The organism is Halomonas sp. hl-4, assembly GCF_900215475.1.
In the GTDB taxonomy this organism is placed as follows: Bacteria; Pseudomonadota; Gammaproteobacteria; order Pseudomonadales; family Halomonadaceae; genus Vreelandella.
This window is the reverse complement of the sequence record NZ_LT907845.1, coordinates 3,754,764-3,776,325: the sequence shown is the minus strand read 5'-3', so window position 1 is coordinate 3,776,325 and position 21,562 is coordinate 3,754,764. Positions and strand designations below refer to the sequence as shown.

General features: G+C 56.4%; 17 protein-coding genes. 13 read left to right on the top strand and 4 right to left on the bottom strand.

Going from position 1 to position 21,562, the window contains the following annotated elements; all coding sequences use genetic code 11:
* Nucleotides 1-9: 9 nt before the first annotated feature.
* Complete coding sequence (locus CPH17_RS17710) at nt 10-936, bottom strand: ABC transporter substrate-binding protein (protein WP_096300578.1); 927 nt, start codon at nt 934-936, stop codon at nt 10-12.
* Nucleotides 937-1,192: 256 nt separating this feature from the next.
* Here CPH17_RS17710 and CPH17_RS17705 point away from each other — a divergent pair, with 256 nt between their 5' ends.
* Nucleotides 1,193-3,331: a TonB-dependent receptor domain-containing protein gene (locus tag CPH17_RS17705; RefSeq protein ID WP_096300576.1), complete on the top strand. Its 2,139-nt coding sequence runs from the start codon at nt 1,193-1,195 to the stop codon at nt 3,329-3,331.
* 306 nt (nt 3,332-3,637) lie between these two features.
* On the opposite strand, the gene CPH17_RS17700 is transcribed toward CPH17_RS17705, so the two are convergent.
* The gene (locus CPH17_RS17700; RefSeq protein WP_096300574.1) at nt 3,638-4,546 is read right to left on the bottom strand and encodes a LysR family transcriptional regulator; all 909 of its coding nucleotides are present in this window, start codon (nt 4,544-4,546) and stop codon (nt 3,638-3,640) included.
* Nucleotides 4,547-4,690: 144 nt separating this feature from the next.
* On the opposite strand from CPH17_RS17700, the gene CPH17_RS17695 reads away from it, so the two are divergent.
* The 7 genes from CPH17_RS17695 (at nt 4,691) to CPH17_RS17670 (ending at nt 14,324) form a co-directional block, all read left to right on the top strand.
* On the top strand, nt 4,691-5,824 hold the full coding sequence (locus tag CPH17_RS17695) for a 4-oxalomesaconate tautomerase (RefSeq protein WP_197703498.1): 1,134 nt from the start codon (nt 4,691-4,693) through the stop codon (nt 5,822-5,824).
* Between the two features lie 65 nt (nt 5,825-5,889).
* A complete protein-coding gene (locus CPH17_RS17690; RefSeq protein WP_096300572.1) occupies nt 5,890-7,008 on the top strand; it encodes a Bug family tripartite tricarboxylate transporter substrate binding protein in 1,119 nt (372 codons plus the stop codon).
* 77 nt (nt 7,009-7,085) lie between these two features.
* Nucleotides 7,086-9,032 carry a tripartite tricarboxylate transporter permease gene (locus CPH17_RS17685; protein ID WP_096300570.1) on the top strand — a complete coding sequence of 649 codons (1,947 nt, stop codon included), beginning with the start codon at nt 7,086-7,088 and terminating at the stop codon, nt 9,030-9,032.
* A 76-nt stretch (nt 9,033-9,108) separates the two neighbouring features.
* On the top strand, nt 9,109-11,850 hold the full coding sequence (gene acnA, locus CPH17_RS17680) for an aconitate hydratase AcnA (protein WP_096300568.1): 2,742 nt from the start codon (nt 9,109-9,111) through the stop codon (nt 11,848-11,850).
* Between the two features lie 289 nt (nt 11,851-12,139).
* A complete protein-coding gene (locus CPH17_RS20000; protein ID WP_157742969.1) occupies nt 12,140-12,463 on the top strand; it encodes a hypothetical protein in 324 nt (107 codons plus the stop codon).
* A 97-nt stretch (nt 12,464-12,560) separates the two neighbouring features.
* Nucleotides 12,561-13,553, top strand: coding sequence for an IS30 family transposase (locus tag CPH17_RS17675; protein ID WP_074394883.1), 993 nt, complete (start codon nt 12,561-12,563; stop codon nt 13,551-13,553).
* A gap of 36 nt (nt 13,554-13,589) precedes the next feature.
* Nucleotides 13,590-14,324, top strand: a complete 735-nt coding sequence (locus CPH17_RS17670; RefSeq protein ID WP_157742968.1) for a porin — start codon at nt 13,590-13,592, stop codon at nt 14,322-14,324.
* 155 nt (nt 14,325-14,479) lie between these two features.
* On the opposite strand, the gene CPH17_RS17665 is transcribed toward CPH17_RS17670, so the two are convergent.
* A complete protein-coding gene (locus CPH17_RS17665; protein ID WP_331712956.1) occupies nt 14,480-14,689 on the bottom strand; it encodes a hypothetical protein in 210 nt (69 codons plus the stop codon).
* Between the two features lie 169 nt (nt 14,690-14,858).
* On the opposite strand from CPH17_RS17665, the gene CPH17_RS17660 reads away from it, so the two are divergent.
* The 5 genes from CPH17_RS17660 (at nt 14,859) to CPH17_RS17640 (ending at nt 20,881) form a co-directional block, all read left to right on the top strand.
* Nucleotides 14,859-15,773, top strand: coding sequence for a LysR family transcriptional regulator (locus CPH17_RS17660; RefSeq protein WP_096300564.1), 915 nt, complete (start codon nt 14,859-14,861; stop codon nt 15,771-15,773).
* A gap of 76 nt (nt 15,774-15,849) precedes the next feature.
* The gene (locus CPH17_RS17655) at nt 15,850-16,728 is read left to right on the top strand and encodes an AEC family transporter (RefSeq protein WP_096300562.1); all 879 of its coding nucleotides are present in this window, start codon (nt 15,850-15,852) and stop codon (nt 16,726-16,728) included.
* 89 nt (nt 16,729-16,817) lie between these two features.
* On the top strand, nt 16,818-17,981 hold the full coding sequence (locus CPH17_RS17650) for a PQQ-dependent sugar dehydrogenase (RefSeq protein WP_096300560.1): 1,164 nt from the start codon (nt 16,818-16,820) through the stop codon (nt 17,979-17,981).
* A 42-nt stretch (nt 17,982-18,023) separates the two neighbouring features.
* On the top strand, nt 18,024-19,469 hold the full coding sequence (locus CPH17_RS17645; RefSeq protein ID WP_074395515.1) for a sensor histidine kinase: 1,446 nt from the start codon (nt 18,024-18,026) through the stop codon (nt 19,467-19,469).
* Nucleotides 19,466-20,881: a sigma-54-dependent transcriptional regulator gene (locus CPH17_RS17640; RefSeq protein ID WP_096300558.1), complete on the top strand. Its 1,416-nt coding sequence runs from the start codon at nt 19,466-19,468 to the stop codon at nt 20,879-20,881. The genes CPH17_RS17645 and CPH17_RS17640 overlap by 4 nt, the downstream gene beginning before the upstream one ends.
* Nucleotides 20,882-21,035: 154 nt before the next feature.
* Here CPH17_RS17640 and CPH17_RS17635 read toward each other — a convergent pair whose 3' ends face one another.
* On the bottom strand, nt 21,036-21,527 hold the full coding sequence (locus CPH17_RS17635; protein WP_156524092.1) for a hypothetical protein: 492 nt from the start codon (nt 21,525-21,527) through the stop codon (nt 21,036-21,038).
* Nucleotides 21,528-21,562 lie beyond the last annotated feature (35 nt).

Sequence of the window (21,562 nt, the reverse complement as noted above, 5' to 3'; positions counted from 1 at the left end):
TTAACGACATCACGGCAACAAAGCGGCTTCTACATCGTCAAGAATCGCCTGCGCCGCCAGCGGGCCGTTGGCGCTGGTCCACAGCTGACCGTTCACCGGCACCACCTGCTCGCGCTGGACCACCTCCAGCCGGGTAAAGGCGCTGCTTTGCTTGGCGGACTCAAGCGCTTCCTGGCCGTCTTCATTGAGCGTGGCTAGAAACAGCCAGTCACCATCCACTTGGGCAAGGTTTTCAAGGCTTAGCACATCGCTATGCACGCCGCGCTCGCCCACCAGCCCCGCGTCTTCGACGGTCAGGCCGACGTCGGCCAGCAGACCGGCGGTAAACAGGTTTTTCGACATCACCATCGGCCCGCCCGGCATCCAGCGCACCACAAACGCATTTCCGCCCACACCGGCTTTTTCCAGGTCGCTTGCCAGCGCCGCGGCACGCTCCTCAACGGCGTTGATGGCGTCGTCAATGGCCTCCTCACGGTTCAATGCTTTACCGTAAAGCCGTGCTTCATCCTTCCAGTTATCCGGCGCCAGCGGCTGACTCGGCGGCACCACCGTGGGCGCAATGCGCGATAACAGCTGATATTGCTCTTCAGCAAGCTGAACAGGCGCGAGGATCAAGTCCGGGCGCTGCTCAAGCACCGCTTCGGTGTTGATTTCGCGTACCACTCCCATGATAGCGGGCCGCTCATCGCCCAAATGCGCTTCCACGTACTCGGCAACGTTGTCGCCACCGCGCGTGGTGACCGCTCCTAGCGGCGTGATGCCCGCGGCCAATGAGGCATCCAGCGCCCCCTCGTACAGCGTGACCACTCGCTCCGGCGTACCCGTTACATCTACTTCGCCGAAGGCAGTATCGAGCGTACGCGCCTGAACGGCACTGACCAAACAGACACTCAGTAGTAGTCCCACAATGCCATTGCACAATGATGCGGCCCGCATAAGGTGTCCTCGCTGTTGAAGTGGCGCAGGAATAATAACGATTATCAAAAGCACTTGCATCAATATTACGGCGAATACTGCGTTCGACGCAACGCAACGCTCAACTGCATCGCTCGCTCTACCCGCATCGTTCCAGCTTACGCAACGTCATGTTCCAATCAATTGCCTCGCATTTGGGAACTTTTGTTTTTAGACTCCCCATCTCATTTGACAATGAATATCATTAATAATCTAATTGCTTTACCAGGGGATGCCCATGCCACGCTTTACTCGCACCGTTTTGGTCAGCGCCATCGCGCTCGCCGTATCGTCCACGGCGGTTTACGCACAACAAAGCGACCAACTGGATAACATCGTGGTGTCGGCCAGCGGGTTTGAACAGACGATGGTCGATGCGCCGGCCAGTATTTCGGTGGTGTCTCGCGAGGAACTGGAGCGCAAACGCATCACCAGTGTTGCCGATGCCCTGCGCGACGTTGAAGGAGTTGACGTGGGCGGCCAGGTGGGTAAAACCGGCGGTCGGAACATCAGCATGCGCGGCATGCCCAGCGACTACACGCTGATTTTGATTGATGGCCGCCGCCAAAATACCGCCGGTAGCGTAACGCCCAATGGCTTTGGCGAAACCTCCACCAGCTTTTTTCCACCCACCTCCAGCATTGAGCGCATTGAGGTGATTCGTGGGCCAATGTCGACACTTTATGGCTCTGACGCCATGGGCGGGGTAATTAACATCATTACCCGCAAGGTCGACCGCGAATGGACCGGCTCGGTTGGCGTTGAGAATACCTTCAACCAAGACCGCGACTTCGGCGACCGGCGTGAAATTAATCTCTACACCAGCGGCCCCTTGATAGAAGACACCCTAGGCCTGCAATTACGCGGACGCTTCTATGAGCGCGACGCATCTAATTTAGAATACAGCGATGAAAATGGCGACCCGATCGAGGTCAGCCAGCGCGGCCCCAGCCCGGTGGAAGGCGATACCTATAACCTGGGCGGCAAGCTGACCTGGACGCCGACTGATGATCACGACCTGTGGCTCGACGGAGAAGTCAACCGCCAGCGCTACAACAACGACGAATGCCAGTTAGGCACCTTGGATGGTCGCACGCGCAGCTGTGAGCCTGACCCCGGTGTCGCTAACGGTTATGCCGACGAGCTACGTTTTGAGCGTGAGCAAGTTGCTACTGGCCATACCGGACGCTTTGCCTCAGGCACCCTGGAGTCCAGCCTGATGCGCAACACCACCGAAACCACCGGCCGCACCATCCCCGGTACGGCGGGTGAAGCATACGCAGGTTTTCCTGGAATCGTTGGCGGTGACCCGCGCGAATTGGAAACCACCAACACGGTGCTCGATAGCAAATTCACCATGCCGCTGGGCGATCATATGACCACCATAGGTGGCCAATGGATGGATTCGGAGTTGGACGACGGTTTAGCGGGCGAGACATTCGAGCAAACCACTACCGCCCTGTTTGCCGAAGACGAATGGATGCTGCGCGACGATCTGGCGCTTACGCTCGGCGGGCGTTACGACCACCACGATGCCTTTGGCAGCCAGTTCAGCCCACGTGGCTATCTAGTCTGGAACACCACCCCCAACTGGACGCTAAAAGGTGGCGTGAGCCGCGGCTACAAAACACCGTCGCTTAACGACTTGCATGACGGCATCAACGGCGTGACGGGCCAGGGCACCATCCTTACCATCGGCAACCCGGACCTCGAGCCGGAAACCAGCACCAGTAGTGAAATCGGTGCGCATTACGATAATCAGCAGGGCTTTACCGCCAGCGCGACGCTATTCCATAACCAGTTTGACGATAAAATCGCCAGCGGTAACGACAGGCAGGTGTCCAATGACCCCTTGATTCCTGACGGCGTTTACAGCCAGCAGGTCAACGTCGACGAGGCGATCACCCAAGGCGTCGAGCTTTCCACCGCCTACCAGTTCAACCCGGACTGGCGCTTAAACGCCAACTACACCTACACGGATAGCGAACAAAAAAGCGGCGACAATAAAGGCGAACCGCTCACCGATACGCCCGAACACTCGGTAAATGCCACGCTGCGCTGGCAGGCCACCGACAAGCTGGATGCCTGGCTCTCGGCAGAATACCGTAGCGAGCGTTACCGCTCGCGCACCGCGCCTCCCGGTCCGCCCGTACCGCTTTTCGATGACCTGGGCGATTTTAAAGCCTACTCGCTGTTCAACCTGGGCGGTAATTACGCCGTCTCGGATAACCTGAACCTGAGCGCCACCATCTACAACCTGTTCGACAAGGACTTCGTCGACTATCGCTCCTACGGCGATGGGGCCGGCTATGGCAACGTTTATGCTAATAGCGAAGAAGGCCGTCGCCTGTGGCTCTCGGCACGCTACGAGTTCTAATCGGTTTAAGCTCGCTACTGTTTTGATGTTCTTCTTCAGCCCTGGCGATTGCCGGGGCTTTTTTGATCTTGAGATAGCCACCGTGGCGACCACAAGGCAATGTCTGCTAGGTTATTGTGCCTTGGCAACGGGCGCGTGCTGGTAATGACAAGGAGTTAATTCGCTGGAAAACTTACTTAATGGCTTATCTCCTTTTTATATTTAGTCAGCTTATAGGGATATCCTTGTCTTACCTGGAAGATGCACGACTATCGTTATTTAATATTGCGATGTATAGCAGCCAGTACAGTAAAGACTGTCAATCTTTCAAGTGCCTATGGAGCTTCCCCAGTGCTCCAGGAGCATGTCGATAAAAAGCTGGGCTGTGCTGGATAAACTGTGCGAATTACTTCTCACCAGACCGATAGTGCGCTGTATGCAAGGCTCGGGGAGTTCCCGTGAGCAAAGAGTGTCATGGTCAGGGCCAGGCATTGTCATTTTGGGAAGAATCGCCACTCCAAGACCAGATTCAACAAGACCAAGCGAAGTGGAAAGGTGCTGGACTTCATAGAAGCTATTCAGCCGAATGCCCTCTGCCGAGAGGGTGTTGTCCAACAGCATCCGATTGCCACTGTCTCGACTCACGGTGATCAACCGGACCTGTTCGAGGTCCGACCATTCGATAAGGCCTTTATCCGCCAGAGGATGGTCGTAACGTAGCGCCAGGACAAAAGGGTCCCGCAATAGTGGCGTGAAGGAGACTTCCGGACTCTGCGCACTGAACATGTTGATGCCGAAGTCAGCCTCGCCATTGGTCACCTTTTCCAAACCTTCCTTGGCGCTCACATCAAGGATCCTGATCCGGATCCCTGGCCATGCCTCGCTGAACCCGCGAATCACACTAGGTAGGAAATAGAAGGCTGCGGTGGGGATACAGGCAATGGTGACTGTGCCCTTCTGGTGCGTGGCCAATTCACGTATCCCTAGGATCGACGATTCGTACTCCTCTATCATTCGCCTCGCTCGAGGAAGGAAGTCCGCGCCAATGGGGGTTAGCCGCGTCCGCCGAGTGGTGCGTTCCAGCAGCTCGATCTCTAAGAGTTCCTCAAGCTTCTGAATGCGGCGAGAAAGCGCTGGCTGAGAGAGGTGCAGGCGTTGCGCAGCCTCGTGGAAGGAACCAAGCTCTGCGACCTGAATAAAGGCTTGCAGATCAAGAAACTCTAGTCGATGTTGCATATCCTCACTCTTGCATGAAGTAGTAGCGATTAATAATTATAGCGAATTAATGTGAATTACACATTGAACCACTCATTTATTTGCATTTGAAGCATCAAAAACTCCCTGACATGCTCATATCACCACTTTGAAACGCGATATGGCATGACAATGATGAACAGCATTCCCTGCATGATCATGCGCGGCGGCACCTCCCGAGGCCCTGTCTTACGCATGAAAGACCTTCCCGACAGCCAGGAAGCACAAACCGAGATCCTGCTGAATCTCATGGGATCGGGCCACGCTCTCCAGATAGATGGCATCGGAGGAGGGGATCCGCTGACTAGCAAGGTAGCCATCGTGGAGCACTCATCCCATCCCGAGGCGGATGTCGACTACCTATTCGCGCAGGTCGATGTGCTCAACCGACGCGTCGATTTCAACCCGAATTGCGGCAACATGCTTTCTGCCGTTGGGCCTTATGCACTTGAGACAGGGCTGGTGGAGCCTCAGGAAGGCACCACCGTCGTGCGCGTTCGCAACCTTAACACTCAGCGCCTGATCGAATGTCGCGTGCCGACGCCAGGCCGCCAAGTTTCATACGAGGGTGATACGACCATCAGCGGCGTGCCGGGGCATGCCGCCGGCATTCAGCTCAGCTTCCTGGATATTATTGGCACCAAGACAGGCGCGCTACTGCCGACCGGGAATGCCATCGACACGATAGATGGTATCGAAGTTTCCTGCCTCGATGCCGCCACTCCCATCATGATGATCAATGCGGTCGACCTGGGCCTCAGCGGCCGGGAGTCCGCGTCGGAGTTAGACGCTCATCCCGACATGCTTGAGCGATTGGAGATGATTCGTCGCCAGGCTGGACTAAGAATGGGACTGGGGGATGTTAGCCAGAGTGTCCTGCCCAAGCCCGTGCTGGTGTCAGCACCATCCGACAATACCAGCACTTTGTGCACCCGTTACTTCGTGCCTCACCGTTGTCATAAGGCAATTGCCGTTACGGGCGCCATCGCGGTGGCAGCGGCGGTCAGTGTTCCTGGCACCGTAGCTAACCGAATCGCAGTTGGAGCGGGGAAGCTGGAAGCTGATGGTCAGCTGTCACAGGTAAGTTTGGAACATCCCTCTGGACTCATCGATCTGGATGTCGAGCACCGCAACGGAAATTCCCTCGACATTGCACGCGTGTCCCTCGTTCGTACTGCCAGAAAAATCATGAGCGGGACCATTTTTTACTCGCTTCCCTCTCCTCCCAGTCAGGATATGCTGACATCAAGAGCTAGCTAATCTCGCATATCCGCTGGGGTAACATTCATCAACCATGACAACTACAACACACCAGGAGTAACGCCATGCTAATCAACAAGACTTCAACTTCCCCCTTTTCCCTCGGACGGCTCAATAAAGCCGTATTGCTTGGGATTGCGATCTCTGGGCTGAGCCTGACGACTTCAGTGCAGGCTCAAAACGTCGAGGTACCGGGTAACATCAAATGGACTATCCCATTTGGAGTCGGCGGCGGTACGGATGTCTGGGCGCGGTTCTTCTCCCCCTGGTTCAGCGAGTCTCTGCCGGGAGAGCCGTCCATCATGATCGATAACGTACCCGGCGGCGGTTCGATCAACGGTGCCAACCTGTTCGCCGTACGTGCCGAGTCGGATGGCAGCAACTGGTTGGGCACCTCGGCCTCTACCCAATACCCCGCCATGCTTGATGACCAGCGCGTGCGCTACGACTACAGCGAATGGACCCCCATTCTGGCCACCCCCACAGGCGGTGTAGTGTATGGACAACCAAATCTCGGTGCGTCAGCGGATGAGATTATCGACGCATTGCTGGAGCAGCCGGTCAAGCTGGCAGCGCAAAACCCTACGGGGGTCGAGCTCCCCGTCCTGATCGCCCTGGACATGCTGGGCGCGGACGTGGAAGCCGTGTTCGGCATGCGTAGTCGCGGTGAGGGTCGACTGGCCTTCGAACGGGGCGAGGCCGATATCGACTTTCAGACTACTTCTGCCTATCTGAGTAACGTCGAGCCGTTGGTTGAGTCAGGCAAGGCCGTGCCGCTGTTTTCGCTTGGCGTCCTGAACGACGAGGGCAAGATCGTGCGCGACCCAGCCTTCCCCGAGCTGCCCACCTTCAACGAGGTCTATCGAAAGGTCCATGACGAGGCGCCGTCGGGCACTGCCTATGAGGCCTTCCGCAAGTTCTTCGCCTCCGGCTATGCCCTGCAGAAGCTGATCATGGTGCCCAAGGACACACCCCAGTCCTTGCTCGAGACCTACCGCGAGGCAGCCCAAGAATTCGTCGATACCGACGCATTCAAAGAAGAGGCTGCTGCACAGTTAGGGCCCTATACCCCGGTCATTGGCGACACCGTGCAACGTCACCTGGACGATGCCATGTCCATCGATGACGCCACTCGCGACTGGCTGGCCGACTGGCTGCAGTCCGAGCACGGCGCCGAGATCTAACGCGCAAAGAGATATGTCGGCCCATAGGGCCGGCAGCCCTGTCTCCTCCTGATCACACAATATAAGAGCCAGACGCCATGCTTGATATTTTTCTCTCCAGTCTGGGACAGCTATTTACCTTGTCCCATCTGCTCTTCATGGTGCTGGGCGTGCTGGTCGGCCTCGTGGTCGGCATCATACCCGGACTCGGGGGCATCGCTGGCATGTCCTTGTTGCTACCTTTCCTCTACGGCATGGAGCCGACCGTGGCACTCGGTATGCTGATGGGCCTGGTCGCCGTGATTCCCACTGGTGATACCTTTGCCTCGGTATTGCTGGGTATTCCTGGTTCCAGCGCTTCCCAAGCCACCGTCATTGACGGCTTCTCCCTGGCCAAGAAAGGTCAGGCCGCACGTGCACTGTCTAGCGCCTTCCTATCCTCGATGATCGGGGGCCTCATCGGTGCCGGCGTGTTGACAGGTTTTATCCTGATCGCCCGCCCGCTGGTGCTGTCGTTCTCTTCCTCCGAACTATTCATGCTGACCCTGCTCGGCCTGTCGATGGTGGCCGTGCTCTCCGGGCGCGACCTCTTCAAGGGGCTGGCCGCCTGCGGCCTGGGCCTGCTGGTGGGCGCTATCGGTATGGCGCCGGCCACCGGTGAATTCCGCATGAACTTCGGGCTCGACTACCTCTACGATGGCTTGCCCCTGGTGGTGGTGGGGCTCGGGATCTTCGCACTCCCGGAGATTATCGACCTGCTGGTCAAACGAGGAAGCATCGCCGAAGAGCCTTGCAATCTGGGTGAAGGCTGGCGAAAAGGCATCAGCGATGTACGTGAACAACGTGGTCTCGTCGCACGCTGTGCGGCTATCGGCAGCCTGATCGGCACTATCCCTGGCCTGGCCGGCTCGGTGGTCGACTGGCTCACCTATGGCCATGCGGTGCAAAGCGCCAATGACAAGTCCGAATTCGGCAAGGGGGACATCCGCGGGGTGATCGCCCCTGAATCCGCCAACAATGCCTGCGCATGCGGCGCCATGGTCCCGACCCTGTTGTTCGGGGTGCCCGGCTCGGGTACAGCTGCGGTGTTCCTGGGTGGACTGTTATTGCTTGGGTTGCAGCCCGGTGTGGGCATGATTGAGACTCACCTTGACCTGACCTACACCATTATCTGGTCGCTGGCCCTGGCCAATATCCTGGGCGCCGCGCTCTGTTTGGTGCTGGCTCGTCCGGTGGCCAGCCTCACACGGGTCCCCTTCGCCACGCTGGCACCTTTGATCACGGTACTGATCATGTTCGCTGCCTTTCAGGCCACGCGTTCTGCGGGTGACCTGCTCGCACTGGGGGCGGTCGGCATCCTGGGGGTCTTGTTCAAGCAGGCGAACTGGTCGCGCCCCGCCTTTCTGATCGGTTTCGTGTTGGCTCCAGGAGCGGAGGGGTACTTCTATCAGGCGGTGCAGTTCCAGGGTACAGACGCCTTCATGCGCCCCGGCGTGATGATCATTGGTGCTCTGATCCTTAGCGCCATGTTCATTCCCATGATCACTGCCGCATGGCGCAAGCGCCGGGAAGCCGTCTCCGTGGGCGCAGCGGTCCCCCAAAAGGCCGCTCCCACCCTGGGCGTCATCGATACGGTGCTCTTCGCCGCACTAATGGGCACCGCGGTCGTCGCCTGGATGAATGTCGCCGACCTGTCCTTGATTGGCGGCATCATGCCACGACTAGCCATCGCAATCTTGGCCCTTTCCTGTCTGGCGGAGATTGCCCGCTGCGTGATTTTCCGGCCCCGTTGGGAGCATCAGGCGACCGGTCTACAGGGCCTCTGGCTATTGGGCTTCTTCACCTTGGTAGGCGCCATTTTGCTACTGGGCTTTATTACTGTTGCAACACTGTTCTGCTTCGTTTTCCTGCTGACCATTGCGCGACTCAAACCTTGGGTGGCAACTGCCATGGCACTTGGGGTCATCGCTTTTCTGGTTGGCATGGCCGAGTTCCTGACCCTGACCTACCCGAGCGGATTGATCGATCCCTGGCTGTTCGGCTAAATCAGTCCTGTCATGAAAGTCCACCGCGGGCCGACGACCACTAACGACATCGGCCCGCGCAACGAAAGGAGACAACATGAACACCTCGCCCCTACTAGAGACGCTGCAGACCCTCGTGGCCGGTGGCCGCACTTACCACTATCACAGCCTGGCGAAGGCCGCTGAAGCACTGGGCACCATCGACCGGCTGCCCAAGACGCTCAAAATTCTGCTCGAAAACCAGTTACGTTTTGCCGACGATGAAAGCGTTTCACAGGATGACATGCAAGCGCTGGTCGACTGGCAAAAAGAAGGCAAATCCAGCCGTGAGATTGGCTACCGCCCTGCCCGCGTACTGATGCAGGATTTCACTGGCGTACCCGGCGTGGTCGATCTTGCCTCCATGCGCGCCGCCGTTGAAAAACTCGGCGAGGACCCCGCCAAAATCAACCCGCTATCGCCGGTGGACTTGGTCATCGACCACTCGGTGATGGTCGACAAGTTCGGCAACGCCGCCGCATTTCAGGAAAACGTCGACATTGAAATGCAGCGCAACCGCGAGCGCTATGAGTTCCTGCGCTGGGGCCAGCAGGCGTTCGACAACTTCCGTGTGGTGCCGCCGGGCACCGGCATTTGCCACCAGGTCAACCTGGAATACCTGGGCAAAGCCGTGTGGACCAAGGAAGAAAACGGGCGCACCCTGGCCTATCCGGACACCCTGGTGGGCACCGACTCCCACACCACCATGATCAACGGCCTGGGCGTCCTCGGCTGGGGCGTCGGCGGCATCGAAGCCGAAGCGGCCATGCTGGGCCAGCCGGTTTCCATGCTAATTCCCGAGGTCATCGGCTTCAAGCTGACCGGCAAGCTGCGCGAAGGCATCACGGCCACCGACCTGGTGCTGACCGTCACCGAAATGCTGCGCAAGAAAGGCGTGGTCGGCAAGTTTGTCGAGTTCTACGGCGACGGCCTGAAGGACCTGCCGCTGGCCGACCGCGCGACCATCGCCAACATGGCCCCCGAATACGGCGCCACCTGCGGCTTCTTCCCGGTTGATGACGAAACACTTACCTACATGCGCCTGACCGGCCGGGACGACGAGCAAATCGACCTCGTCGAGGCGTATTCGAAGACTCAGGGCCTGTGGCGCGAGCCGGGCGACGAGCCAGTCTTCACCGACATGCTGCACCTCGACATGACCGAGGTGGAAGCCAGCCTCGCAGGGCCCAAACGTCCCCAGGATCGTGTTGCCCTCAAGGATATGGCCGCTGCCTTTGATAAGTTCCTGCAGGAAGATACCAACGCGGACCCGACCGCCAAGGGAAAACTGTCTTCTGAGGGCGGCCAAACCGCTGTGGGGATTGCGCGCAGCTTTCAACATGACACCAGCCAGGCCGTGAAGCTTGATGACCACGACTTCAGTCTCGACCCAGGCGCGGTGGTGATTGCGGCTATTACCTCGTGTACCAACACGTCTAACCCCAGCGTGATGATGGCGGCCGGCCTGCTCGCCCGTAAAGCACGCGAAAAAGGCCTCACCACCAAACCCTGGGTAAAAACCTCCCTTGCGCCGGGTTCCAAGGTAGTCACCGATTACCTGGAGGCCGCCGAGTTGAACAACGACCTGGACGCCTTGGGCTTCAACCTGGTCGGTTATGGCTGCACCACCTGTATCGGCAACTCCGGCCCGCTCCCCGACGAGATCGAAAAGGCCATCGCCGACGGCGACATGGCCGTCGCCTCGGTGCTGTCGGGTAACCGTAACTTTGAAGGGCGCGTGCATCCGCTGGTGAAAACCAACTGGCTGGCGTCCCCCCCGCTGGTGGTGGCCTACGCCCTGGCCGGCAATGTTCAGTGCGACCTGAGCAACGACCCGCTCGGTGAGGACGACAACGGCAACCCGGTCTACCTCAAGGATATCTGGCCAAGCCAAGCGGAGATTGCCACCGCCGTTGAGCAGGTCAATACCGCGATGTTCCACAAGGAGTACGGGGCTGTCTTTGAAGGCGACGATATCTGGAAGGCCATCAAGGTGCCGGAAAGCAAGGTTTACCAATGGCCCGAATCGACCTACATCCAGCATCCGCCGTTTTTCGAGGGCATGGGCCGCGAGCCGGACGCCATTGAGGATGTGCACAACGCCCGCGTGCTGGCCATGCTGGGCGACTCGGTAACCACCGACCACATTTCACCGGCCGGTGCCATCAAACCCGATAGCCCCGCTGGACGTTACCTTCAAGAGCACGGCGTTAAACCGGTCGACTTCAACTCCTACGGCTCGCGTCGTGGTAACCACGAAGTGATGATGCGCGGCACCTTTGCCAACGTGCGGATCAAAAACGAAATGCTCGACGGCGTGGTCGGCGGCGAAACCCGCCACGTCCCCAGCGGCGAGCAGATGGCCATCTACGACGCGGCGATGAAGTACAAGGAAGAAGGCAAGCCGCTGGTGGTGATCGCCGGCAAAGAGTACGGCACCGGCTCCTCGCGGGACTGGGCCGCCAAAGGCACGCGTTTGCTGGGCGTGCGCGCGGTAATCGCCGAGTCCTTCGAGCGCATCCACCGTTCCAACCTGATCGGCATGGGGGTGGTGCCGTTGCAGTTCCCCGAAGGTGAGAGCCGTAAGACACTGGGACTCACGGGTGATGAAGAGGTATCCATTGCCGGGCTGAGCGATTTAACGCCGGGCGGCAACGTCAAAGTGACCATTAAAAATGCCGATGGCGAAAAAACCGTTGATGCCAAGTGCCGCATCGATACCGAGAATGAACTGGCGTACTTCCGTCATGGCGGCATCCTCCATTACGTTCTGCGCAAGATGATAGAAGTTGTGGAATAAGAGTTACTCCAAGATAGCTCGTTAAAATTAGTCAAAACTCACCCCACTTTAATTAAGGAATAACAATTATCCTATATACATTCTGACTTTTAAAAATTAACAACGACTGCGCTTAATTTAGCTTTATAACCCAAGAGACCAAGAACCAGACAAGGTGATCTTGGGAGAGACACTTGCGCCTAAATTATAACTGTTAAAACTTTGGAGGTGACGCACAAAAAATAATTTATAAGGATAGATGAAACCAGCTACAAACATACAACTTATATAAATAATCGAGGATCCAGATATGACTAAATCTTTTAGAAAAACAATTTTCATTATTTCTGCAAGTTTTGCGGGGACAGGCGCAGTTAATGCAGACCCGATTGAAAACATAGACTTTAACCCCTATGGGCAAATTAATTTGGGGTATATGCATAGTGATACCGGGCTCGGCTCAGATGGCTACATTGTAAACAACAATAATAGCTCAAGTAGGGTGGGTGCTAGGTTAAGGGGCGATCTAGAAAGTCACAACATTGCGGTTGGTGCACATGTTGAACTTGGCTATGTGCAAAATCCTTCAAGTTCAGTGAACCCTGAAAATAAAAATATCAGTGGAGAATCCTGAATTCATAGAATAACTGCAGCACTTTGGATCATACGGTAGAGGCAGGAGGGCCAGCAGCGGTACCCTCTCCGCCTTACCGACCAAAGTGAAGCAGAGTATGGGATACCGACAACTGACCCAGGCACAACGATATCAAATTTTTGCCCACAGGGATGTAGGGGTGAGCCAACGTCAGATTGCTCAACAGCTTGGCATTCACAGCAGTACCGTGAGCCGTGAGCTGAGACGTAATTCAGGTGCCAAGGGATATGAACCCGCAAAAGCGCAGCGTTACAGCGATCAGAGACGCCGCTCTGCTTGGAAGTGGACAAAGCGACTCCCTAGCCTGATCAATGCCGTAGCTGACAGGCTTAGGGAAGAATGGAGTCCAGAGCAGATTAGCGGTTTTATGGCGCCGTTGACGGGTATAGGGGTGAGTCATCAATGGGTCTATTCGTTGATCTGGGACGATAAGGCCAAGGGTGGCGATTTGTGGCGACACCTCCGCCAGCCCAAGCGTCGCAGTAAACATCGTGCCAATGCCAAAAGCGCAGGACTAGGCAAGATTCCTAAGCGTGTGGGGATAGAGCATCGGCCGCCTGCTATCGAAAGACGCCTCACCATCGGTCACTGGGAAGGCGACACGGTGCTTTATGGGCACAAGCAAGCGGGGATAGTGACGTTGGTAGAGCGACGAAGTGGCTACTTGTTGGCGGCACGTCTTCCAAAGGTAACGGCAGAACTAACGCAGAAAGCCATGGTTCGGTTACTTAAGCCTCGTCGGGGCGCGGTGAAGACGATCACGCTAGACAATGGCTCGGAGTTTGCAGACCACGAGACGGTCGCAAAAGCGGTTAGCGCCTCCGTGTATTTCTGTGATCCTTACTGCTCAGGCCAACGTGGGACAAACGAGAACACCAACGGCCTGATCAGGCAGTATTTTCCGAAAGGTACAGACTTCCGGAAGGTGACTAATGTAGAGCTGCGACGCGTTGTTCACAAGCTGAACGATAGACCCAGAAAGCGGCTGGGATACCGAACCCCAGCCCAGGTGTTCTTAGGAGAATATTCAGGAGCGCTAGAAACCGCGGGTGCTGCACTTATTAGTTGAATTCAGGAATTCAAGGATCGTCACTTTAATGTTTTTTTGGAAGGGGCGGCAGGCAATTTCTCACTTGGTCAGGGTAATGGTGCGGCAAATGGTAACATTGAAGCAGACCTGTCTGGAACTAATGTGGTTTCTTCCGCTAATCTTCCTCTAGTTGGTGGGGGGTTGCCATTTGTTAACAAAGAATCCATGGAAGAAATCGCTCTTAAAAACTCAGTCAACAATCAAGACTTTGAGAGCAGATATTCTAGATTTAGATACGACACGCCTGCATTAGGTCCCGTTAAATTGTCTGTGAGCCAGGGAAGTAAGAGCAACTCAGATGTCACTGAACTTGGTGGACGTATCTCGCTTCCTTTGGCTGGTCGGGTTGTTGCCAGATTAGGTTATTCAACAAAGGATGTGGGCGAAACATCTGGTGATGTGGAAACTATTGGCGGGTCAATTTCGTGGCTGCACACAAGCGGCTTCAACTTGACGGGGGCTTATTCAAATCGGGCTGATGACAACGGCATGTCACCAGACTCAGAGTTTTATTGGGCAAAAGTGGGCTATAGGTTTAATGAAGCCCATGCGGTTGATGCCCACTATGCGGAGACCGAGGATCTAAGATTAAAAGGGGATAATGCTGAGACTGTCGGTGTTGGGTATGTTTATAAGCCATCTCAATGGCTTGATATTTATGCGGGCTATAGGCGTCATTCTTTATCTGGCGTTAGTGCCGAATACAGCAATGTTAATGTCGCTATGTTCGGATCACGCATAAAGTTCTAGATGCTTGGTGTCTTTTTGATCGTTTGTTGCGGCCTTATAAAGGCCGCTTTTTTGTGGTGCGCCATGTCTGGCGCACCATAAAAACGGGAAGCCGCTTGGTTAACGTGGCTCCCCACTAAGTGATGGCGCAATGGCTGCCATAGTGCTCTGGACTGTTAGGAAGCCACGTTCAACCCCAACCAAACCTGGCGGCCATCTTTTACGTAGCCATATTCATCGTAATCAATGTCTGCATCGAACAGGTTATAGATACCAGCGTTTACCTTGGTGTTGTCGGTCAACTGGTAGCCAACGCCCGCGTCCACAAAGGTGTAGGACGGTGCCACCGTGTCAGGCTGGACGTTGCCGTGCCAGGACTCGGCCACCTTGCGGGGCAGTCACATTTAAGAACCATTAGCATCTAAATTCTCATACAATTTAGCCTCAAAGGGGTGGGACGGCGCGTTCAACTCCTTGCAACAGTAAATAACAATAATTTTCATTCAAACAAATCCCTGGCATAATGCCGCTGTTTCCAGCATTGCGGTATCCACCATGCATGATTTCGACGAACTCAAAGCCTTTGCGGAGGTGATGGAGACCGGCAGCCTCACGCTCAGTGCGCGCAAGCTGGGGTTAGCCAAATCAACCCTAAGTAGGCGTATCAGCCATTTGGAAGCGCGCCTGGAACAGCCGCTGCTGCGGCGCCAAGCCAACCGCCTGTTGCCTACCGAGGCGGGGCTTTTATTCCATCGCTACTGCCAGGATATCCTGGCGCTGGCGGAACGCAGCCATGAGGCGCTGGCAGAGCTGCGTGAAGATATAAGCGGGACGGTAACGCTCGAAGTTCACTGTGCCCTTGCCAGGGGGTGGATGGGCCAGATTATGGATACCTTCATGGCACGTTACCCCAAGGTCGAGCTAACGTTGCGCACGCGGGAAACGCCGCCCAGCTCGCTCAATAGTCACTGTGTTCATGTGTGCCTGGGGCAGATACCGGAAAGCGGCCTTCATCAGGAGCCGCTCGGCATGCTGACCCGAGGCCTCTATGCCAGCCCGACTTATCTCAGCAAGCAACCGCTGCTTGAGCATCCTCGTGATCTTGCCGGCCACCCTTGGATCGACCTGTTGGGCACGACCCAGAATGGTTTGCTGCTGCACCACGAAAGCCAGGGTCCTTACCACTTTTACCCCCCACGCTCGCGTTTACGGGTGGATCTAACTGCGCTTCACCTGGATGCTATCGCCCGTGGCAAAGGTATCGGCTTGCTGCCTCATTGGCTTGCCGACAAACGCGAAGCGCATCACCCCGGCGAACTTACTCCCTGTCTACCCAACTGGCAGCCAGCGCCGTTACCCATCACGTTGCTCTATGCTTACGGTTACCAGCCACGGCGCGTGAAGGCGCTGCTGGCATTTTTACGCCAGCAAATGCCCCACCAGTGGCAGCATAACGGTGTCGCGGCTTAGGTTTTCTTTCCGCGACTTGCCAGTTAGTCCGCTACCTATTCACAATAGTCGGCCACTCATTGCCAAGGACGCGCCCATGTTGGCTGAACTCTTTGCGGTAATGGCGCCCGTATTGGCGGGCGCTGGCTTGGGATTTACCTGGGTGCGATTGGGCCATCCCTATCCGGTCGATTTTGTGACCCGGCTGGTCTTCAATATCGGCACACCCTCACTGGTGCTTGCCTCACTCGCCGGGGCGGAAATCGACGCCAGTACCTTTGGCCGCACTATGCTAGCAACCGCGCTGGTGATTACCTGCATGGCCGGAGCAACGTTTTTTGTCGCCAAGCTGTTACGCCGCGACTGGCGCGTGTTGTTATCTCCGATGATGTACCCCAACACCGGCAACATGGGGTTGCCGGTCGTGCTTTACGCCTTTGGTAGTGCCGGTTTTGTGTACGGCATTACCGTGATGGTCACGGTATCGCTGTTTCAATTTACGGTCGGCACCATGCTGGCCAGTAGGGGGAATCCGCTCAAGTCACTGGCCAAAACGCCAACGGTCTACGCGATCGCCATTGCCATGGCACTGTTGCTCACCGAGACCGAGCTGCCGCTTTGGTTGGCCAACAGCGTGGATTTGATGTCCGGCTTTACCGTACCGCTCATGTTGATCACCTTGGGAGTATCCTTGGCTAGCATTCAGGTCAAAAGCCTGCGCTCGGGCCTTGGCTTTAGCTTGGTGCGTATTCCGCTTGCGGCAGGTGCGGCCTGGCTGATTGCCGATTTAATAGGGCTCCCCCCGCTGGCCCAGGGGATTTTAGTATTGCAGATGAGCATGCCGGTAGCAGTGTTTAACTACTTGTTTGCCCAGCGGGCCCAGCGCGAACCGGCCTATGTGGCCAGCCTGGTGTTTTGCTCGACGCTGCTGGCGCTGATTTATTTGCCGATACTGCTCGCTTGGCTGATGCCATGAGTTGATAACATAAAATAAGGAACCTCTCGCGTCAGAAAGCGTCTCTGCTTGACGTGCCTAACGATCGTCACTTTCTTGGGAGAGCCCCCATGCGTCGCTTATCTACCCCTGCGTTGCGTCAGCGCTGGTTGACCGCCGCCCTCTTCGGTTTACTGAGCAGTAGTGCCTCTGTCAGCGCCGCAGAGATCGTAGAGGAACGTATCGAGAGCGATCAAGTGGCCTTTTCTATCGAGAAAATTGCCGGCGGCCTGGAGCATCCCTGGTCGGTGACGTTTCTACCTGACGGTCGCTTTTTGGTCAGTGAACGGCCAGGACAACTGAGTATCATAGAGGCTGATGGCGGCGAACCTCGCGCACTGGACGGATTACCCGAAGTAAGCCAACGTGGCCAGGGCGGGCTGCTGGATATCGCCCTGCACCCTGAGTTTGGCGACGGCGAACACGACTGGATCTACTTCACCTGGAGCAAGCCCGATGGCGATAACAGCCGCTCAGCGCTATCGCGGGTGAAATGGCAGGGCGACGAACTGGGTGACGTCGAACACCTATTTGAACAGGATCGCGCCTCATCACCCGGTCGTCACTACGGCTCACGGATTGCCTGGCTGCCCGACGACACCCTGCTGATGAGCATTGGCGATCGTGGCAACGAGCCCCCCCGCGCCCAAGCCGATGATGATCACGCGGGGTCTACCCTGCGCCTGACCGACACCGGTGGCGTGCCTGACGACAACCCTTTTGTTGACGAACCCGACACGCTGGATGAAATTTACACCCAGGGCAATCGCAATATCCAAGGCTTGGTGGTTAGACAAAACGGTGACCCGTGGGCGACCGAGCATGGCCCGCGCACAGGCGATGAACTGAACCGGCTGACGGCGGGCGATAATTACGGCTGGCCCGAGGTCAGCCGGGGGAACGACTACGCGACCAACGAGCCGATTGGCGAGACGTCCAAGTCCGGCATGGTCGACCCGGTGCACGTCTTTGAGGGGCGCTTTGCGCCCTCGGGGCTTGCGGAAGTCACCAGCAGCGCTTTTGGCGAGTGGCAGGGCCAACTGCTGGCCGGCGGACTGGGCAGCGAGCAGCTGGTCAGGCTAGCGCTTGAAGATAACCAAGTGGCCGCCCAAGAAGTCATTCTCGACGGCGAACTCGGCCGCTTGCGCGATGTGCGTCAGGGGCCTGACGAGGCCATATACTTGCTGACCGACGCCGCCGATGGTGCCCTTTATCGCTTACGTCCCGCCGAGTAGCGGGCAGTTCGCTTATTGATGTTTCATAACCCCGGTTAACGCATGCGTTTACGAAATTTAATTATTCTGACGGTCATCGTCCCGCTATTCGTTATTTTGGTGGTGTTTAGTTTGGTGGCCATTAAGTCGCTGGAGGATAACGTTCGCTCCAAGCTGCAAAACGAAGTCGACATGATTACGCATGCGCTGAGCACCACGCTTGGCTACGCCGTTTCTCGGGAAAACGACGCCTCACTTGAGGAAGCGCTTGAAGCGGCGTTTTCCTTTCACCGCATTTATGGTGCCTATGTTTTCGACACCAACGGCCGTGAAATTTATGGCCTCGGACTGGGCCGCGAGTTGTTCAGTCGTGAGGAGATTCAACAGGCGATTGAGGGTGACGAGCTGCACAGCGACTACCGGCAATTTGAAGGCTGGACTTACTATTCCGCCCTCAAACCGTTGCGCACACCAGATGGCGAGGTAAGCGGTATACTACAAGTTAACCGCTTAAACACCGGCATCGAAAACTATACCGGCTTTCTCAGCATTGTCGCCGTACTGGTGTTTGTCGTAGGCGCGGCCGGGATTGTTTTGAGTATTTGGTGGGGGTTTCGGTACTATATCGAACGGCCATTGAATCGCTTGTTATTGGTAATGCAGCGCGTAGAGGAAGGGGACCGCGGTCAGCGGGCCAATATTGAAGGGCCTGCAGAATACCGGCGACTGGCCTCAGGCCTTAACGGCATGCTGGATGCCATGGCCGAGAAAGACCACGATATAGAAGATCGTCAACAGCGTGAAATCGAGCTTGAAAAGCGCCTGCGCAAATCTAAAAAACTTGCCGAGCTTGGCGTACTGGCCGCTGGGGTCGCTCATGAAATCGGTGCGCCGCTGACCGTGATCAACGGCCAGGCCCAGCGGCTGGCGCGTCGCGACGTGATTGGCGACGACGAGCGATCTAGGCTAGGCCGCATTCGTGGTGAGGTTGAACGCATCGTCGAGATTGTTCGCCAGTTGATGGAACTGGGCCGCCAACATAACGTGGAAAAAGACCAGCAACCCTTTGACGAACTGATACACAGTGCCAGCGCTCTAGTAGAAGAGGAGCTTGAGCCACGTGGGGTACATCTAGAAACCACCCTACCCAGCCCCACGCCAACACTACTCGCCAACGGGCAACAAATTGTTCAAGTGTTGACCAATTTACTACGTAATGCAGCTCAGGCGGACGGCGTTCGCCTTATTCGCGTTCGAGCTGAACAGATGCAACACGAACTCCATGTCTGGGTTGAGGATGACGGCCCTGGCATACCAGCATCACATCACCAGCAGGTATTTGACCCTTTCTTCACCACCAAACCTGTCGGCCAGGGCAGCGGGTTAGGACTCTCTATGGTACATCGAATTATCAATGATCACGGCGGCACAATCGGCGTTTTCGACAGTCCCTTAGGCGGTGCAGGTTTTGAAATTACGCTGCCGCTTTATGACACCACACCTGCATGAGGACCATGTTTGTGAAGCACCCGGAGCATTTTTTACCTTTGTTGGTAGTGGAAGACGACCACGCGATACGTGAGTTGTTAGAAGAGGAATTGCAAGACGCTGGATACACTACCCACGGGGTTTCCAGCGCAGAGGATGCGATCGCCCTACTCAGCCATACGGCGGTCTCTCTCATTATTACCGATGTGCGCTTACCCGGCATCAGCGGCATCCAGCTACTCCAACAGCTACGCCATGAAGGGAGTGAGCTGGGCATTATTGTGATTACCGCCTTCGGCACCATTGACCAAGCCGTTGAGGCACTGAAGCTCGGGGCAGACGATTTCTTAACCAAGCCACTGGATCTTGACGCCGTCCGCGAGTCGGTATTTCGAGTGTTGGAGCGCCAACGCTTGGCGGTTTCGCACGCCGTAGAGGCCGGTCATTTTCACGGTATTGTCGGTAAAAGCGACGCGATGCAGGCACTTTTTCATGATGCCTCACGGCTGGCGAAAAGTGATGCGCCGATATTACTACTGGGCGAAAGCGGTACCGGTAAAGAACTCCTGGCGCGGGCGATTCACCAGGAAAGCTTGCGTCACGATGCCCCTTTTGTCGCGGTGAACTGCGCCAGCATTCCCGCCGATCTAATGGAAAGTGAGTTTTTCGGGCATGTTAAAGGGGCCTTCACCGGTGCTAACGACGCCCGACAGGGCCTCTTTCACAGCGCCCAGGGCGGGAGCCTGTTTCTCGACGAGATTGGTGAGATGCCGATCAATCTCCAGGCCAAGTTGCTGCGCGCGCTGCAGGAAAAAACCGTGCGCCCGGTGGGCGGTGAACGCGAGGAACCCGTCGATGTGCGGATTATCGCAGCCACGCACCGTCATCTGGAAAAGGAAATCGAGCAGGCCAACTTCAGGAGCGACTTGTTCTACCGCCTGGAAACCTTTTCGCTGCGTATCCCCCCGTTGCGCGACCGCGGGCCCGACATCGAGCATCTGGTGTTCAGCCTGATCGACAAGCACGCTGACGCGCAACACAAACAAATCGAGCAAATTGAACCTGATGCGCTTCACTGCCTGATGCACTACCCCTACCCAGGCAACGTACGCGAGCTTGAAAACGCCATTATGCGAGCCGTCACACTCAGCGAGGATGGCACGTTACGCCATCAGCACTTGCCTGAACGGCTGCGCGAACAACTCACCCAGGAGTCGGCCCAAACGACCGCAACACTTACCGGCGAAGTGCTGCCTACCACTCAGATGCCGGCCGCCGCAGCCACTCCCTGGCCGAGCTTGGAAGAAGTTGAAAAGCGCTATATCCGCAAAGTCTTGGAAGCCACAGGTGGCAACAAACGCCGCACTGCCGAAGTGTTGGGCATTGCCCGACGTACCCTTTACCGTCGTCTGGAGGATAACGAAGAACCCTAGGCGCAGGGCGACTCCAATCACAAAAAAAAGCCCCCGCGGGCGCGGGGGCTGAAGGGATGATAAACCGTGGGAGCAGCCGCAGGGAACAAACAGCTGAAGCGGTTTACCATCGTAGGGACACTGGAAATCTCTACTACACCATTACTTGCATGTCTTACTCGCCGGAATTTTCCTCTTCATCTTCATCGCTTTCAGCATCTTGCGACTCGTCATCATTGCCGCTGTTTGCTAGATCGCTTGCATCTTCACCATCACCTGGCATGGGATCCGTACCGTCACCAAAACCAGGGTCTTCAGTGGTATCACCTGCCAATGGCTCCTCTTCCTGAGCTGACTCGTCAGACGTTGAATCACCTTCCATACCTGGCTCATCGCTGGCCGATTCTTGCTCAGATACATATTGATCATCTTGTGTCGCTTCTTCAGCAACTTCACCATCTTGCTGTTCTTGACTGCTTTCCTCTGGCACTGCCGTACCATCAGCTTCTTCTTCCTGACCACAGCCTACTAACAACAAACCACTCAATAACAAAGCCGCCCAAGTGCTTGTGTGACTGCTCAAACGATGTGATGACTTCACACGCTCACTCCATTTTCCATTTAAGTCTTTGCCACCCTGTGACGTGCCATTGGGCAACAAGTTCACACATCGCAACCTTACTAGCTGATTTTTAGACAACC